Source organism: uncultured Piscinibacter sp., assembly GCF_937952055.1.
In the GTDB taxonomy this organism is placed as follows: Bacteria; Pseudomonadota; Gammaproteobacteria; order Burkholderiales; family Burkholderiaceae_C; genus Piscinibacter.
Genome location: NZ_CALFYO010000025.1, coordinates 15225 through 28469 on the forward strand (window position 1 = coordinate 15225; position 13245 = coordinate 28469).

At 70.5% G+C, this 13245-nt stretch carries 14 protein-coding genes; 6 read left to right on the forward strand and 8 right to left on the reverse strand.

Annotated elements, in window-relative coordinates:
• Positions 1–33: 33 nt before the first annotated feature.
• The 3 genes from Q0599_RS20150 to tkt all read right to left on the reverse strand — a co-directional run bounded on the left by Q0599_RS20150 (position 34) and on the right by tkt (position 3549).
• On the reverse strand, positions 34–363 hold the full coding sequence (locus Q0599_RS20150) for a hypothetical protein (protein WP_298833561.1): 330 nt from the start codon (positions 361–363) through the stop codon (positions 34–36).
• Between the two features lie 153 nt (positions 364–516).
• Positions 517–1515, reverse strand: a complete 999-nt coding sequence (gap, locus tag Q0599_RS20155) for a type I glyceraldehyde-3-phosphate dehydrogenase (protein WP_298833564.1) — start codon at positions 1513–1515, stop codon at positions 517–519.
• A 27-nt stretch (positions 1516–1542) separates the two neighbouring features.
• Complete coding sequence (gene tkt / locus Q0599_RS20160; RefSeq protein ID WP_298833566.1) at positions 1543–3549, reverse strand: transketolase; 2007 nt, start codon at positions 3547–3549, stop codon at positions 1543–1545.
• Positions 3550–3683: 134 nt separating this feature from the next.
• Here tkt and speD point away from each other — a divergent pair, with 134 nt between their 5' ends.
• The 3 genes from speD (at position 3684) to murU (ending at position 5478) form a co-directional block, all read left to right on the forward strand.
• A complete protein-coding gene (speD, locus tag Q0599_RS20165) occupies positions 3684–4082 on the forward strand; it encodes an adenosylmethionine decarboxylase (RefSeq protein ID WP_298834081.1) in 399 nt (132 codons plus the stop codon).
• A gap of 70 nt (positions 4083–4152) precedes the next feature.
• Positions 4153–4740: a hemerythrin domain-containing protein gene (locus Q0599_RS20170; RefSeq protein ID WP_298833568.1), complete on the forward strand. Its 588-nt coding sequence runs from the start codon at positions 4153–4155 to the stop codon at positions 4738–4740.
• Between the two features lie 33 nt (positions 4741–4773).
• Positions 4774–5478 (forward strand): N-acetylmuramate alpha-1-phosphate uridylyltransferase MurU, encoded by a 705-nt coding sequence (gene murU, locus Q0599_RS20175; RefSeq protein WP_298833570.1) that lies wholly within the window; start codon positions 4774–4776, stop codon positions 5476–5478.
• A 1-nt stretch (position 5479) separates the two neighbouring features.
• Here murU and Q0599_RS20180 read toward each other — a convergent pair whose 3' ends face one another.
• Positions 5480–6460, reverse strand: coding sequence for an aldo/keto reductase (locus tag Q0599_RS20180; protein WP_298833571.1), 981 nt, complete (start codon positions 6458–6460; stop codon positions 5480–5482).
• A 166-nt stretch (positions 6461–6626) separates the two neighbouring features.
• On the opposite strand from Q0599_RS20180, the gene Q0599_RS20185 reads away from it, so the two are divergent.
• Both Q0599_RS20185 and Q0599_RS20190 read left to right on the forward strand, forming a co-directional pair.
• On the forward strand, positions 6627–7370 hold the full coding sequence (locus Q0599_RS20185) for a hypothetical protein (protein ID WP_298833572.1): 744 nt from the start codon (positions 6627–6629) through the stop codon (positions 7368–7370).
• Positions 7367–8773 (forward strand): aminopeptidase P N-terminal domain-containing protein, encoded by a 1407-nt coding sequence (locus Q0599_RS20190; RefSeq protein ID WP_298833574.1) that lies wholly within the window; start codon positions 7367–7369, stop codon positions 8771–8773. The genes Q0599_RS20185 and Q0599_RS20190 overlap by 4 nt, the downstream gene beginning before the upstream one ends.
• On the opposite strand, the gene Q0599_RS20195 is transcribed toward Q0599_RS20190, so the two are convergent.
• Entirely contained in the window at positions 8718–9245 is a 528-nt protein-coding gene (locus Q0599_RS20195) for a MarR family transcriptional regulator (RefSeq protein WP_298833576.1), read from the reverse strand. The genes Q0599_RS20190 and Q0599_RS20195 overlap by 56 nt on opposite strands.
• A 35-nt stretch (positions 9246–9280) precedes the next feature.
• Here Q0599_RS20195 and Q0599_RS20200 point away from each other — a divergent pair, with 35 nt between their 5' ends.
• Complete coding sequence (locus Q0599_RS20200; protein ID WP_298833578.1) at positions 9281–9829, forward strand: thioesterase family protein; 549 nt, start codon at positions 9281–9283, stop codon at positions 9827–9829.
• On the opposite strand, the gene Q0599_RS20205 is transcribed toward Q0599_RS20200, so the two are convergent.
• Genes Q0599_RS20205 through Q0599_RS20215 form a run of 3 tightly spaced genes read right to left on the reverse strand, consistent with a single transcriptional unit; the run spans position 9810 to position 13229 of the window.
• Positions 9810–11459: an FAD-dependent oxidoreductase gene (locus Q0599_RS20205; protein ID WP_298833580.1), complete on the reverse strand. Its 1650-nt coding sequence runs from the start codon at positions 11457–11459 to the stop codon at positions 9810–9812. The genes Q0599_RS20200 and Q0599_RS20205 overlap by 20 nt on opposite strands.
• Positions 11456–13012, reverse strand: a complete 1557-nt coding sequence (locus tag Q0599_RS20210) for a polyamine aminopropyltransferase (RefSeq protein WP_298833582.1) — start codon at positions 13010–13012, stop codon at positions 11456–11458. The genes Q0599_RS20205 and Q0599_RS20210 overlap by 4 nt, the downstream gene beginning before the upstream one ends.
• Complete coding sequence (locus Q0599_RS20215; protein ID WP_298833584.1) at positions 13005–13229, reverse strand: DUF350 domain-containing protein; 225 nt, start codon at positions 13227–13229, stop codon at positions 13005–13007. Before Q0599_RS20215 ends, Q0599_RS20210 begins: the two co-directional genes overlap by 8 nt.
• Positions 13230–13245 lie beyond the last annotated feature (16 nt).

A 13245-nucleotide genomic window follows, 5' to 3' on the forward strand; every position in this document is an offset into this window, starting at 1 on the left:
GTTCGTGTGCTCTGCTGCAACGCGCGAGAGCCTTCAGGGGCTGACGATGCGCTTGCGCTGGTCGCGCTGCACCGCCTCGAAGCGTGCCACGTCCGCCCGCAGTCGCTGCAGCACCGCCTCGCAGTCCGCCGCATCCGTGCAGCGCACGTGCACAGCGTGCCAGGCCGTGCTGCTGGCCGACAGGTAGCGCGCCGGTCGTCCGGCGGCGTCAGCCACCTGCGCCGCAATCGCCGCCGCGTCCATCGACGGCTGGGCCAGCTTGACCAGCACGCTCATGCCGCCGGGGGCGGCCGGTTCCACGGCACAGCCCGACAGCGCCAACGCAGCCAGGCAGGACGAAGCGGACCGGAGCAGCGACGGCATGCCGAAGTGTAGGTGGCGCACCCAGGCCACCCCCCGTGCGGATTCGGCAGGCCGCGGTAAAGCTTTGTTGCGAGGCTGCGGAAGGCGTGAGCAGCGGAAACGAAGAGAGCCCCCGCAGGGGCCCTCTTCGGCGCACGAGGCAGCGACGCGGCCTCAGCGCGCGATCACGCGCACCATCTCCAGCACCTTGTTGGAGTAGCCCCATTCGTTGTCGTACCAGGCGACGACCTTGACGAAGGTCTTGTCCAGCGCGATGCCGGCGTCGGCATCGAACACCGAAGTCATCGCTTCGCCGCGGAAGTCGGTGGACACCACCTTGTCCTCGGTGTAGCCGAGCACGCCCTTCATCGCGCCCTCGCTGGCCGCCTTCATCGCCTTGCAGATGTCCTCGTAGCTGGCTTCCTTGACCAGCTCGCAGGTGAGGTCGATCACCGACACGTCGGAGGTCGGCACGCGGAAGGACATGCCGGTGAGCTTCTTGTTCAGCTCGGGGATCACCACGCCCACCGCCTTGGCCGCACCGGTGCTGCTCGGGATGATGTTCTCGAGGATGCCGCGGCCGCCGCGCCAGTCCTTGTTGCTCGGGCCGTCCACGGTCTTCTGCGTCGCCGTGGTGGCATGCACCGTGGTCATCAGGCCGCGCTTGATGCCGAAGGTGTCGTTGAGCACCTTGGCCACCGGGGCGAGGCAGTTGGTGGTGCAGCTCGCGTTGGAGATAATCGTCTCGCCCTTGTAGCTCTTGTCGTTGACGCCGTAGACGAACATCGGCGTGTCATCCTTGCTCGGCGCGCTCTGGATGACCTTCTTCGCGCCGGCGGCGAGGTGCTTCTGGCAGGTCTCCTTGGTGAGGAACAGGCCCGTCGACTCGACGACGATGTCGGCGCCGACCTCGCCCCACTTGAGCTCGGCCGGGTCCTTCACGGCGGTCAGGCGGATCTTCCTGCCGTTGACGATCAGGGTGTTGCCATCCACCGCCACGTCACCCTTGAAGCGGCCGTGCACGCTGTCGTACCTGAGCATGTAGGCGAGGTAGTCGGGCTCGAGCAGGTCGTTGATGGCGACGACCTCGATGTCCTTGAAGTTCTGGATCGCCGCGCGGAACACCATGCGCCCGATGCGGCCGAAGCCGTTGATGCCGATCTTGATGGTCATTGGAATCCTCCAGGTTGAATCGATGGCTCAGCGCTGACGCGCCAGCACCGCACGGACGGTGTCGGCCACGTTGTCCGCGGTGAAGCCGAAATGTTTGAACAGCGCGCCGGCAGGCGCCGACTCGCCATAGGTGTCGATGCCCACCACTGCGGCGCAGCCGTACTTCCACCAACCGTCGGTGACGCCGGCCTCGACGGCGATGCGCGGCACGCCATCCGGCAGCACCGAGCGCTTGTAGGCGACCGCCTGACGGTCGAACACCGAGGTCGAGGGCATCGAGACCACGCGCACGGCGACGCCGTCGGCGGCGAGTTTCTGCTGCGCATGCAGGGCGAGCTGCACTTCGGAGCCCGTGGCGATGATCACCGCCTGGGCCTTCTTCCTCAGCCCGACCTCGGCTGGCTCAGCCAGCACGTAGGCGCCTTTGGCGATGTCGTCGAGCGTGCCTTTCGGCAGGTAAGGGAGATTCTGTCGCGACAGCAGCAGCGCGGTCGGGCGCGCGGCGCTGCCGATGGCCGCGGCCCACGCGGCGGCGGTCTCGGCGGTGTCGGCCGGGCGCCAGACGTCCAGCCCCGGGATGACGCGCAGCGCGGCGGCGTGCTCGACGCTCTGGTGCGTCGGACCGTCCTCGCCGAGGCCGATGGAATCGTGGGTGAACACGTGCACCACGCGCTGCTTCATCAGCGCGGCCATGCGGATGGCGTTGCGGCTGTAGTCGCTGAAAGTGAGGAAGGTGCCGCCGTAGGGGATGAAGCCGCCGTGCAGCGCGATGCCGTTCATGATGGCGGCCATGCCGAACTCGCGCACGCCGTAGTTGACGTGGCGACCGCCGTTGCCGCTGCCGTCGGCGCCGAAGCGCAGCGCCGGCGTCGAGCTGGTGTTGGTGAGGTTGGATCCGGTCAGGTCGGCGCTGCCGCCGAGCAGCTCGGGCAGCGCCTTGGTGAAGGCCTCCAGCGCGATCTGGCTGGCCTTGCGGCTGGCCACCGTCTCGGCCTTGGCGTGCGCGGCGGCCAGCGTGTCGGCCACCGTCTGCGCCCAGTTCGCCGGCAGTTCGCCCTTCATGCGGCGCACGAACTCGGCAGCCAGCTCGGGATGTGCACCACGGTAGGCCGCGAAGCGCGCATTCCAGTCGCTTTCGAGCTGCGCGCCGCGCGCCTTGGCGTCCCACTGCGCGTAGGCCTGCTCGGGGATGACGAAGGGCTCGTAACTCCAGCCCAGCGCCTCGCGGGTGAGCTTGATCTCGTCGACACCCAGCGCCTCGCCGTGGGCCTTGGCGGTGCCGGCCCGGTGCGGCGAGCCCTTGCCGATGGTGGTCTTGCAGCAGATCAGCGTCGGCCTGTCGGACCGCTGCGCCTGGGTGATCGCGCCGCTCACCGCCGCGGCGTCATGGCCATCGACCGCGCGGATCACGTTCCAGCCATAGGCCTCGAAGCGCTTGGGTGTGTCGTCGATGAACCAGGGCGTCACCTGCCCGTCGATCGAGATGCCGTTGTCGTCGTACAGCGCGACCAGCTTGTTCAGCTTCCACGCGCCCGCCAGCGCGCAGGCCTCGTGGCTGACGCCCTCCATCAGGCAGCCGTCGCCGAGGAACACGTAGGTGCGGTGGTCGACCACCGTGTGGCCGGGGCGGTTGAACTCGCCGGCCAGCAGCTTCTCGGCCAGTGCCATGCCGACGGCATTGGTGACGCCTTGGCCGAGCGGGCCGGTGGTGGTTTCGACCCCCGGCGTGACCCCGACCTCGGGGTGGCCCGGCGTCTTGCTGTGCAGCTGGCGGAAGTTGCGCAGCTCGCTCATCGGCAGGTCGTAGCCGGACAGGTGCAGTAACGCGTAGAGCAGCATCGAGCCATGGCCGTTCGAGAGCACGAAGCGGTCGCGGTCGGCCCAATGCGGGTTGGCCGGGTTGTGGCGCAGGTGGCCGTGCTGCGGCCCCCACAGTGCCGCCGCCACCTCGGCCATGCCCATCGGCGCGCCCGGGTGGCCGGAGTTGGCCTGCTGCACGGCGTCCATCGCCAGGGCGCGGATTGCGTTGGCCATCAGGGCCGACGTGGATGGGGCAGAGGCAACGGGAGAGGCAAGGTCGGCCATGCGGACACGCGGCAGGTGGAGTTGGCGGGCGGGGAACCGTTGATTTTAGGGCCCGGCCGCCGGCCCTCCGTATGATCCTGCGCATGCAGGGGCTGCACCTCACTGCCGACCTCCACGGCTGCACCGCCAGGCGCGCCGAGATGTCCGACGTCGAGGCGCTGCGCATGCGCTGCCTGGTGGCCGTTCACACCGCCGGCCTGACGCCCGTGGGCGAGTTGTTCCACCGCTTCGCTGCCGCGGCCCCGGGGACCTCCCCTGGAGGCATCACCGGCGTGGTGCTGCTGGCCGAGTCGCATCTGGCGGTGCACACCTGGCCGGAACTCGACGCGGTGACGCTGGACGTCTACGTCTGCAACTTCGGCGTCGACAACTCGGCGCGGGCGCAGGCGCTGCTGGACGCCCTGGTCGCCGCCTTCGCGCCGGCGAGCGTGGAACGCCATCGGCTGCTGCGCGGAGCGCGCAGCGCCGTGGCGCCGACTTGACCGGGCTCAAGCCGCCGGCGAGCCTCGGGTGCGACGCTGCAGTCCTGCCGCAACGGCCTGGAGTCTTCTCATGTCCCACCCCGCCCTGACCATCATCCGCGACGAACACGGCGCGCTGTCCGCGATGCTGCGCTCGCTGTCCATGCTGCTCGCCGAGCACCGTCGCCACGGCTCGCTGCCCGACTTCAGCGTGCTGCGCGCCATGCTGTTCTACGTCGACGAGTTCCCGGAGCGGCTGCACCACACGAAGGAAAGCGAACTGCTCTTTCCGAAGCTGCGCGCACGCTGCCCTGAGATCGCGCCGGTGCTCGACAAGCTCGACCGCGACCATGCGCGCGGCGAGAAGTCGATCCGCGACCTCGAGCACGACCTGCTCGCCTTCGAGGTGCTGGGCGAACCGCGCCGCGCCGCCTTCGAGCAGGCGGTGGAGCGCTACATCGACTTCTACCTGAGCCACATGCGCATCGAGGAGGAGGAGGTGCTGCCGCTGGCGCAGAAGAACTTCACCGCCGAGGACTGGGCCGAACTCGACGCCGCCTTCCTGGCCAACCGCGACCCGCTCACCGGCCACGAGCCGAGCGACCTGTACCGGCCGCTGTTCAGCAAGATCGTGAAGGACGCGCCGGCGCCGATCGGGCTGGGCCCCGCGCTGCAGTGAGTCCGGCGTCATGCTGCCGATAGACTGGGCAGCATGAAGGCGATCATCCTGGCCGCCGGCCGCGGCGAGCGCATGCGGCCGTTGACCGATCACACCCCCAAGCCCCTGCTCCAGGTGCGCGGCAAGGCGCTCATCGCGTGGCACCTCGAGGCGCTGGCGCGCGCCGGGGTGCGCGAGGTGGTGGTCAACACGGCCTGGCTGGAGTCACGGATCGTCGAGGCGCTCGGCGACGGCTCGCGCTTCGGCCTGGCGATCCGCTATTCGCTCGAGGGCCGCGACCATGGCGGCGCCCTGGAGACCGCCGGCGGACTGAAGAAGGCGCTGCCGCTGCTCGCGCCCACGCCGGACGAACCCTTCTGGTACGTGGCCGCCGACGTCTTCGCGCCGGACTTCGACTTCGGTGCCCGGGCAGCCGCGGCGATCCGCCCCGGACAGCTCGGGCACCTGTGGATGGTGCCCAACCCGCCCCAGCACCCCGGGGGCGACTTCGGCATCACCGACGGCCTGGCGACCGCGGTCGCCGGCGGCGAGAGCTTCACCTGGACGGGCATCGGCGTGTTCCGTCCCGGCTTCGTCGGCGAGCTGATGGCCGGGCTGGCGGTCGGCGAAAAGGCGCGACTGCGCCCCTACCTCGACGCTGCGATCGCGCAGCACCGGCTCGGCGCGCAGCGCTGGAGCGGCCTGTGGGCCGATGTCGGCACGCCGGAGCGCCTGGCCGCACTCGACGCCGCCGCCTGAACTACGCGGCCAGCGGCCGGCTGATGGCGTCGATGCGCGCCATCACCTCGGGATCGAGCTTGTCGATCACCTGCAGCGCGCCGAGGTTGCTCGTCAGCTGTTCGATGCGCGAAGCCCCGGTGATCACCGTGCTGACCTGCGGGTTGCGCGCCGCCCAGGCGATGGCAAGCTGCGCGACGCTGCAGCCCATCTCGGCCGCGATCCCCTCGAGCTGCGCCACGGCGGCGTTCTTCGCCGCATCGGTGAGCCCCTCGACGAGGAAGCCCATGCCCTGCAGCGCGCCGCGGCTGCCGGCAGGCACGCCGGCGCGGTACTTGCCGGTGAGCAGGCCGGAGGCGAGCGGGCTCCAGGTGGTCAGGCCCAGGCCGATCGCCTCGACCAGCGGGGCGTACTCCTGCTCCACGCGCTGGCGGTGGAACAGGTGGTACTGAGGCTGCTCCATCACCGGCTTGTGGAGGTGGTGGCGCTCGGCGATGTCCCAGGCGGCACGGATGTCGGCCGCGCTCCACTCGCTGGTGCCCCAGTACAGCGCCTTGCCCTGTCCGATCATGTCGCTCATCGCCCACACCGTCTCCTCGATCGGCGTGTTCGGGTCCGGACGGTGGCAGAACACGAGGTCGACGAAATCCATCTTCAGCCGCGCGAGCGAGCCGTCGATGGCCTGCATCAGGTACTTGCGGTTGAGCGTGTCCTTGCGGTTGACGGCATTGCCTTCGCGGTCCAGCCCCCAGAAGAACTTGGTGGAGACGACGTAGTTCAGTCGCGGCCACTTCAAGTCACGGATCGCCTCGCCCATCACCACCTCGCTCTGACCGCGCGCATAGGCCTCCGCGTTGTCGAAGAAGTTGACGCCGGCGTCCATCGCGGCGGCGAGCATCTCGCGCGCCGCGCGGCCGTCGACCTGGTTGTGGTACGTGACCCAGGAACCCAGCGAGAGCAGGCTCACTTGCAGGCCGGAACGGCCCAGGCGGCGGTATTGCATGGCGGTCTCGACAGTGCGGCTCGGTCCATGGTAGCGGGGCTGGCGCACGACCGCTCGGCCAGCGCAAACAGCCGTTCGTGCGTGCATTTCGCACGCCGCGGGGGTGCAAGGCTTTGATTTGCCGTCGGAACTGGCTAATGTGCGGACTGTGAACCTGCTCACTGCCGTGCTCACCCTGCCGATGGCCGTCGCAGCGGCGGTGGCGGGGCATTACCTGGCCTCGCGCGCCGTGAAGGCCGTGCTGTGGTCGGTGTCGCCGCTGTCGACCGGAGAGCCGCAGGCCTTTGCCTACGAGCGCGACGTCTACCGCACCGCGGAGATGGCAACGATGCAGATCGTCGTCGGCGCCCTCGTCTCGGGCCTGGTGGTCTGGCTCGGCGGCGTGACCGGTGCGGGCTGGCTCGTCGGCCTGGGACTGCTCGCCTGGGTCGGCGTGCTGGCGCTCGACTTGCTGCGCTGGGAGCGCGTGGCAGTGAGCGCCAACAACCTGTGGTTCCAGCGCGGCCTTGGCCAGAAGGTGCACCAGGTGGCCTACGAGAACATCCGCGACGTCCACATCGAAGAGAAGGACGCCTCAGGCTTCACGCTGCGCCACGGCCGCCACAACCGCGTCTGTCGCCTGCAGGTGCGCATGAAGGACAAGCGCATCGTCGCCCTGCCGAAGACCGATGCACAGTCCGGGCTTGGCGACGTGGAGGCGGTGGCCAACCAGCTGCGCCAGCGACTGCGCCACCTGGAGGATCGCGAGGCGATGCAGCGTTCGGAGCACGCAGCGCAGGATGCGGTCGCCGCGGCCGCGCAGACGCCGGCCAGCGGCGATGCCGAGTTGCGCCTCGCCCTGCGCAAGCTGCGCGCGGGAGCGCTGGCGCCGGACGTGCCCAAGGCCGTGAAGCTGCGGAACGATTCATGAAGCGGGGCGCTGCAGCGAGCCCCACCCTCTGCGCGCAACGCCGCTCCCGACTGGCCGAAACCATCGCCGGCCTCGGCGGCGGTGTGGCGGTGCTGCCTACCGCACCGCAGCGGCAGCGCAATGCCGACAACGACCATCCCTACCGCCACTGCAGCCACTTCCACTACCTGACCGGGTTCGACGAGCCGCAGGCCTGGCTGCTGCTCGACGCCGACGGCCACAGCACCCTGCTGTGCCGCGAGAAGAACATCGAGCGAGAGATCTGGGACGGCCACCGCGTCGGCCCCGAGGCGGCGCTGGCGCTGCTTGGTGTGCAGGAGGCGCATGCGCTCGAGTCGCTGGACAAGGTCGCCGTCGACAAGCTGGCCAACGCCGGCACGGTGTGGTTCCCCTTCGGCAGCCACGACGGACTGCAGGCGCGCATCGACGGCTGGCTGGCCGAGCTGCGCAAGCGCGAGCGCCAGGGCGTGGCGACGCCGCAGGCGCAGCGCGATCTCGCGCCGCTGATCGCCGAGATGCGGCTGCTCAAGGACGACGCCGAACTGGCGACCATGCGCCGCGCGGCGCGCATCTCGGCCGGCGCACATGCCCGCGCGATGCGCTTCAGCGCCCAGCACTTCCGCACGAACGGCGACACCGGCCTGCCCGAGTACCGCATCGAGGCCGAGCTGCTGCACGAGTTCCGGCGCCACGGCGCGCAGTCGCCGGCCTACGGCTCAATCGTCGCCGCCGGGGCGAACGCCTGCGTGCTGCACTACGCCGCCGGCGATGCGGAGCTGAAGCCCGGCGAGCTGTGCCTGATCGACGCCGGCTGCGAATTCGACGGCTATGCCAGCGACGTGACGCGCACTTTCCCCGCCGACGGCCGCTTCACGCCGGCGCAGCGCGAGCTGTACGACATCGTGCTGGCGGCGCAGGAAGCGGCCGTCGCCGCCACACGCCCCGGCGCACGCAAGCTGGACGCCCATTGGGCCGCGGTGCGCGTGCTGGCGCAGGGCATGCTGGACACCGGCCTGCTCGACCGCGACAAGGTCGGCGACGTCGATGCGGTGATCGACAGCGCCGCCTATCGCGCCTTCTACATGCACGGCACCGGCCACTGGCTGGGCCGCGACGTGCACGACGTGGGCGAGTACCTGTCGCTCAAGGAGGAGCCCGTCGAGCAGCTCGACGGCTACGGCGCGCGCGTGGTGAAGAAGCCGTCGCGCGTGCTGCAGCCGGGCATGGTGCTGACGCTCGAGCCGGGCCTCTACGTGCGCCCGGCCGAGGGCGTGCCTGAGCGCTTCTGGCACATCGGCATGCGCATCGAGGACGACGCGGTGGTCACCGAGAACGGCTGCGAGCTGATCAGCCGCGACGTGCCGGTGGACGCGCGCGAGATCGAGGCGTTGATGCGGGGCTGAGCTCGTCCGCCTCTCGCAGGGCTTCGAGCCGCTGCGAGACACGCTGCATCGAAGCTGTCACCTGCTCGAGCTCGGCGTCGGTGGCGCCGGCCACCATCGCGGCGACCACCTCCGACTGCACCTGCAGCGTCTGCCCGGCCAGGGCCAGACCGGCCGGCGTGAGGTGCAGCCGCCTCACCCGCGCATCGGCGGAATCGGCCTCGCGCCGCACCCAGCCGCGCGATTCCATCTGCGTCAGCAACATGCTCACGCCACTTTTCGCCACGAAGCAGCGCGCGGCCAGTGTCTGCTGCGTGATGCCCGGTGCGCTGGCGAGATTGGCCAGCACCTCGTGCTCGGTGATGCGCACGCCGAGCGCGGCCAGCCGCGCCGTCATCACCGCATCGCACAGGTTGTAGGCGCGCACCACCGCCAGCCAGGCCTGGGTGCCATGCGGCGAAGGAGGCCGTTTCGCGCTTCGGGGAGCGGCCATGGGATTCGTTCAGTTTTGAACTATACTGTTCAACATTGAACCAATTCTACGCCGCCATGAACCTCTACCTGCGACTGCTGTGGACCTTGCTGCGCGCCCGGCGCGCAGCGCGGCTCGCACCGGGCGACACGCTGGAGCGCACGCTGCGCGTGCTGCCCAACGACCTCGACGTCAACGGCCACATGAACAACGGCCGCTACCTCACGCTGATCGACCTGGTGCTGGTCGAGTACTTCGTGCGCTCCGGCTTCGCGGCCGCCATGCTGCGACGTGGCTGGCGGCCGATGGCCGGCGGCTCGTTCATCACCTACCGTCGCGGTCTCAAGCCTTTCCAGGCCTACACGCTGCGATTCCGCCTCGACGGCAGCGACGCGCACTGGAACTACATGCGCTTCGAATTCGTGCGCGACGGCCGCGTCTGCGCCGCCGGCTACATGAAAGGTACCGCGGTGGCGCGAAACGGGCTGGTGCCCAACGTGACCTCCTACGCCGCGATCGGATGGGAGCCGCCGGCACACGCCCTGCCCGCACCGGTGCGCGCCTGGCTCGCCGCCGAACAGGGCGTCATGCGATCGGCCTGGTGAAGGCGGCCAGCGTCTGCGCCGCGGCGCGCGTGCCGTGGAAGAACGCCTCCTCGAACACCGAGTAGCCCGACAGGTCGGCATGGGCGAAGCGCAGGCGCCTCCCGCCTTCGGCCAGCGCAGCCAGCGCGGCCTGGCCGCGCAGCCCGGGGACCGGGACGCTCATGGCATGTCCGTAGCGCATCAGGTCGATCTGGCGCACGTGCCGCGGCAGGTCGGGGTGCACCACGGCAAGTTCGTCGAGCACGCGTGAGGCCCAGGCCTCGGCGCTGTCGGCGAGCAGCTGGGTGCGCGCGCCGCGCAGCTGCGCCTCGTTGTCGCCGCCCAGCGCCCAGTAGGCGGTCAGCACGGTCGCGCCGGGATGCGGCCGCAGGCTCTGGTGCATCGCATCGACGTAGCCGAGCGCCGTGCCGCCGTAGCGCACGTTGTCCCAGGACGGCGGGGCGCCGCCCCGATCGATCGGCGGTCGCTCGCAGTGCAGGTTGGCGACCAGCCACGGTGCGTGGCGCATCACCGCGGCCGCCGCGACGAGCGCCGGCGGCGGCTGCTCGAACAGGCGCAGCGCGGCGAACAGGGGCAGCGCCAGCACGAGCTGTGCCGCAGACCAGCGCTCGATGCGCTGTTCGCGCTGATTCCACAGGTCGAGCACCACCTCGTCGCGGCGCTCGTCGATGCGCAGCGCCAGGCAGCCGGTGTGCAGGCGGTCGCCCAGTGGCGCCGCCAGGCGCGAGGCGAGCCAGCCGTTGCCTTCCGGCCAGGTGAGCACGCCGTCGCGCTCGTCGTGGCCCGCGCCCGGCGCCTGGAAACCGTGGCGGCTGGCGAAGTAGTGCAGCCCGGCCCAGGCCGACACCTGCGCGCTGCCCGCACCGTAGTCGTCGCGACAACAGTAGTCGAGGTACCAGCGCAGGGCCAGCGCGTCCAGGCCTTGGCCGGCAAGCCAGTCGGCGAAGCTCTGGGCGTCGAGCGCGGCGAGATCCGCCGTCCAGGGCGCGCGGGCGGTCGGCATGCGGAAGGCACCGCCGGCGCCGGCCCGCTCGACGGCGGCGGCAAAGCGGCGGTACTGCGCCAGCGTGCGCGCGCGATCGGCGGCCGGCAGCGCCTCGACGGGCGGCAGCAGACCCTCGTGCCATTGGCCGTCGACGAAGAGCCGCTCCTGCGGGCTGTGACAGAGGTGGCGCTCGTCGTAGACCACGCGGCCGGCTTCGAGGCGACGCACGCCGAGCTCTTCCAGCCACTCGGCCACCTCGACGGCATGATCGCCGGGCAGCGGCAGGTAGTGCGCCCCCAGCGGGCAGCCCATGCCGCCCATCGTGTGGCCGCGGCTGTTGCCGCCGGGCGCATCTTCCAGTTCGATGATCCGCAGGTCATCGACGCCGCCGCGCCGCAGAGCGCGCGCGGCGGCGAGGCCGGCGATGCCGGCGCCGACCACCAGCACGCCGGCACGCTTGGTCGCGGCCGGGACGGGCAGGCTGCCGCTCTTCGCGTCGCGCAGACGATGGCCGCGTTCGTGGTCGGCCCCGACCCAGCGTGCGGCGAAGCGTGTCGCGCCATCGCGCGAGCAGCCTGCCAGCGCGCCGCCCGCCAGCGCGGCGGCGCCGGTCAGCCAGGCACGCCGTGTCAGCACCGCGTTCACTGCTGCACCTTGCCCCACTCCTGCTCGAACAGGTGCACCAGCCGCTGGTCGGACAGCCGGTTGGGTTCCGCCCCGACGCGCGCCATGTCCGGCGGAAAGTGGAACAGCGCGGGCAGCCCGGCGAGGTCGAGGAAGCGCAGGTCGGCCGGCAGCGCCTCGGGCATGCGCCAGGGCCGCCGGCTGGCGAGGATGAAGCCCCACTCGCCGAAGCTCGGCACGTGCGCGTGGTACGGCGTGGCGGTGAGGCCGACGGCTTCGATGGTCGCTGCGACCGTCCAGAAGCTGCGCCTCGCGATCAGCGGGGAGGTGGTCTGCACCACCGCGTAGCCGCCGGCCGCGAGGTGCTCGTCGAGGCGCTGGTAGAAGGTGGTGGTGTAGAGCTTGCCGATGGAGAAGTTGGTCGGGTCGGGGAAGTCGACCACGATCACATCGAAGTGCTCGGCGTTGCGCTCCAGCCAGCCGAACGCGTCCTCGTTGACGATGCGCAGCTTCGGCGAACGCAGCGCATCGCCGTTCAGGGCACGCAGCATCGGCGCGCTGGCGAAGATCTGCGTCATGTGCGGGTCCAGCTCGACCAGCGTGACCTGCTCGACAGCCGGGTGCTTGAGCACTTCGCGCACCGCCATGCCGTCGCCGCCGCCGAGCACCAGCACGCGCTTCGGCGCGCTGTGCGCGGCCATCGCCGGGTGCACCAGCGCCTCGTGGTAGCGGTGCTCGTCCCGCGAGTGGAACTGCAGGTTGCCATTGAGGTAGAGCTTCACGTGGCCGTGGCCGGAAGTCACCACCACGCGCTGGTAGGCGCTGCTCTCGGCGTAGACGATCGCTTCGCCGTAGAAGCGATCCTCGGCCCAGCGCGTGATGGCGTCGGCGCCGGCGAACGCGCCCGCGAGCACCACCACCGTGCCGACGCACGCGAGCGCATGCGCCGCGAGTCCGCGCAGCTCGGCGCGGAACAGCCACAGCGCCCACAGCGCCACCGCAGCGTTGAGCAGGCCGAAGAAGATGCCGGTGCGGATCAGGCCGAGCTGCGGCACCAGCACCAGCGGAAAGGCGATCGCCACGGCGAGCGCGCCGAGGTAGTCGAAGGTGAGCACCTGCGACACCAGGTCCTTGAGCGCATAGCGGTCGCGAAAGTGGCGCTTGAGGATGCGCATCACCAGCGGGATCTCCAGCCCGACCAGGGTGCCCACTGCCAGCACCAGCGCATACAGCGCGAAGCGGAACGAGCCGGTGGCGACGCTGTGCAGCGCGAACAGCGCCGCCGGCATCAGCCCGCCGATCAGACCGACGAGCAGCTCGATGCGCAGGAACTGCGCGACCAGCTGGCGCTCGAGGAAGCGCGACAGGTAGGAGCCCACCCCCATCGCGAACAGGTAGGTGCCGATGATGGTGGAGAACTGCAGGACGGAGTCGCCCAGCAGGTAGCTGGCCAGCGCGCCGGCCGCCAGCTCGTACAGCAGCCCGCAGGCCGCGACGACGAAGACCGAGGCGAGCAGCGCGACTTCGGCCGGGCGGATCGGTGCCGCCGCGGTCGCGCCCCCGCCATCAGCCATGGATGGCAGCGGCGACGATCTGCCCGATCGCGATCGCGGTGGCGCCGACGACGATGGCCACCGCGACGTTCTTCTTCACGACGATCTCCTCCCACAGGCTGTAGGGCGTGAGCTTGTCGACGATGACGAAACAGAGCCAGAAGACCGCCACGCCGATCACGGCGTAGAGCATGGACCCGAAGAAGACCGCGGGTTTCAGCCATTCGATGCCCATCATGACGCTTCTCCTCGTT

Bases quoted from the DNA above. Each gene is read 5' to 3' on its own strand.
- Q0599_RS20150 (WP_298833561.1), bottom strand. From the start codon at position 363: ATGCCGTCGCTGCTCCGGTCCGCTTCGTCCTGCCTGGCTGCGTTGGCG.
- gap (WP_298833564.1), bottom strand. From the start codon at position 1,515: ATGACCATCAAGATCGGCATCAACGGCTTCGGCCGCATCGGGCGCATG.
- tkt (WP_298833566.1), bottom strand. From the start codon at position 3,549: ATGGCCAACGCAATCCGCGCCCTGGCGATGGACGCCGTGCAGCAGGCC.
- speD (WP_298834081.1), top strand. From the start codon at position 3,684: ATGCAGGGGCTGCACCTCACTGCCGACCTCCACGGCTGCACCGCCAGG.
- Q0599_RS20170 (WP_298833568.1), top strand. From the start codon at position 4,153: ATGTCCCACCCCGCCCTGACCATCATCCGCGACGAACACGGCGCGCTG.
- murU (WP_298833570.1), top strand. From the start codon at position 4,774: ATGAAGGCGATCATCCTGGCCGCCGGCCGCGGCGAGCGCATGCGGCCG.
- Q0599_RS20180 (WP_298833571.1), bottom strand. From the start codon at position 6,460: ATGCAATACCGCCGCCTGGGCCGTTCCGGCCTGCAAGTGAGCCTGCTC.
- Q0599_RS20190 (WP_298833574.1), top strand. From the start codon at position 7,367: ATGAAGCGGGGCGCTGCAGCGAGCCCCACCCTCTGCGCGCAACGCCGC.
- Q0599_RS20195 (WP_298833576.1), bottom strand. From the start codon at position 9,245: ATGGCCGCTCCCCGAAGCGCGAAACGGCCTCCTTCGCCGCATGGCACC.
- Q0599_RS20210 (WP_298833582.1), bottom strand. From the start codon at position 13,012: ATGGCTGATGGCGGGGGCGCGACCGCGGCGGCACCGATCCGCCCGGCC.
- Q0599_RS20215 (WP_298833584.1), bottom strand. From the start codon at position 13,229: ATGATGGGCATCGAATGGCTGAAACCCGCGGTCTTCTTCGGGTCCATG.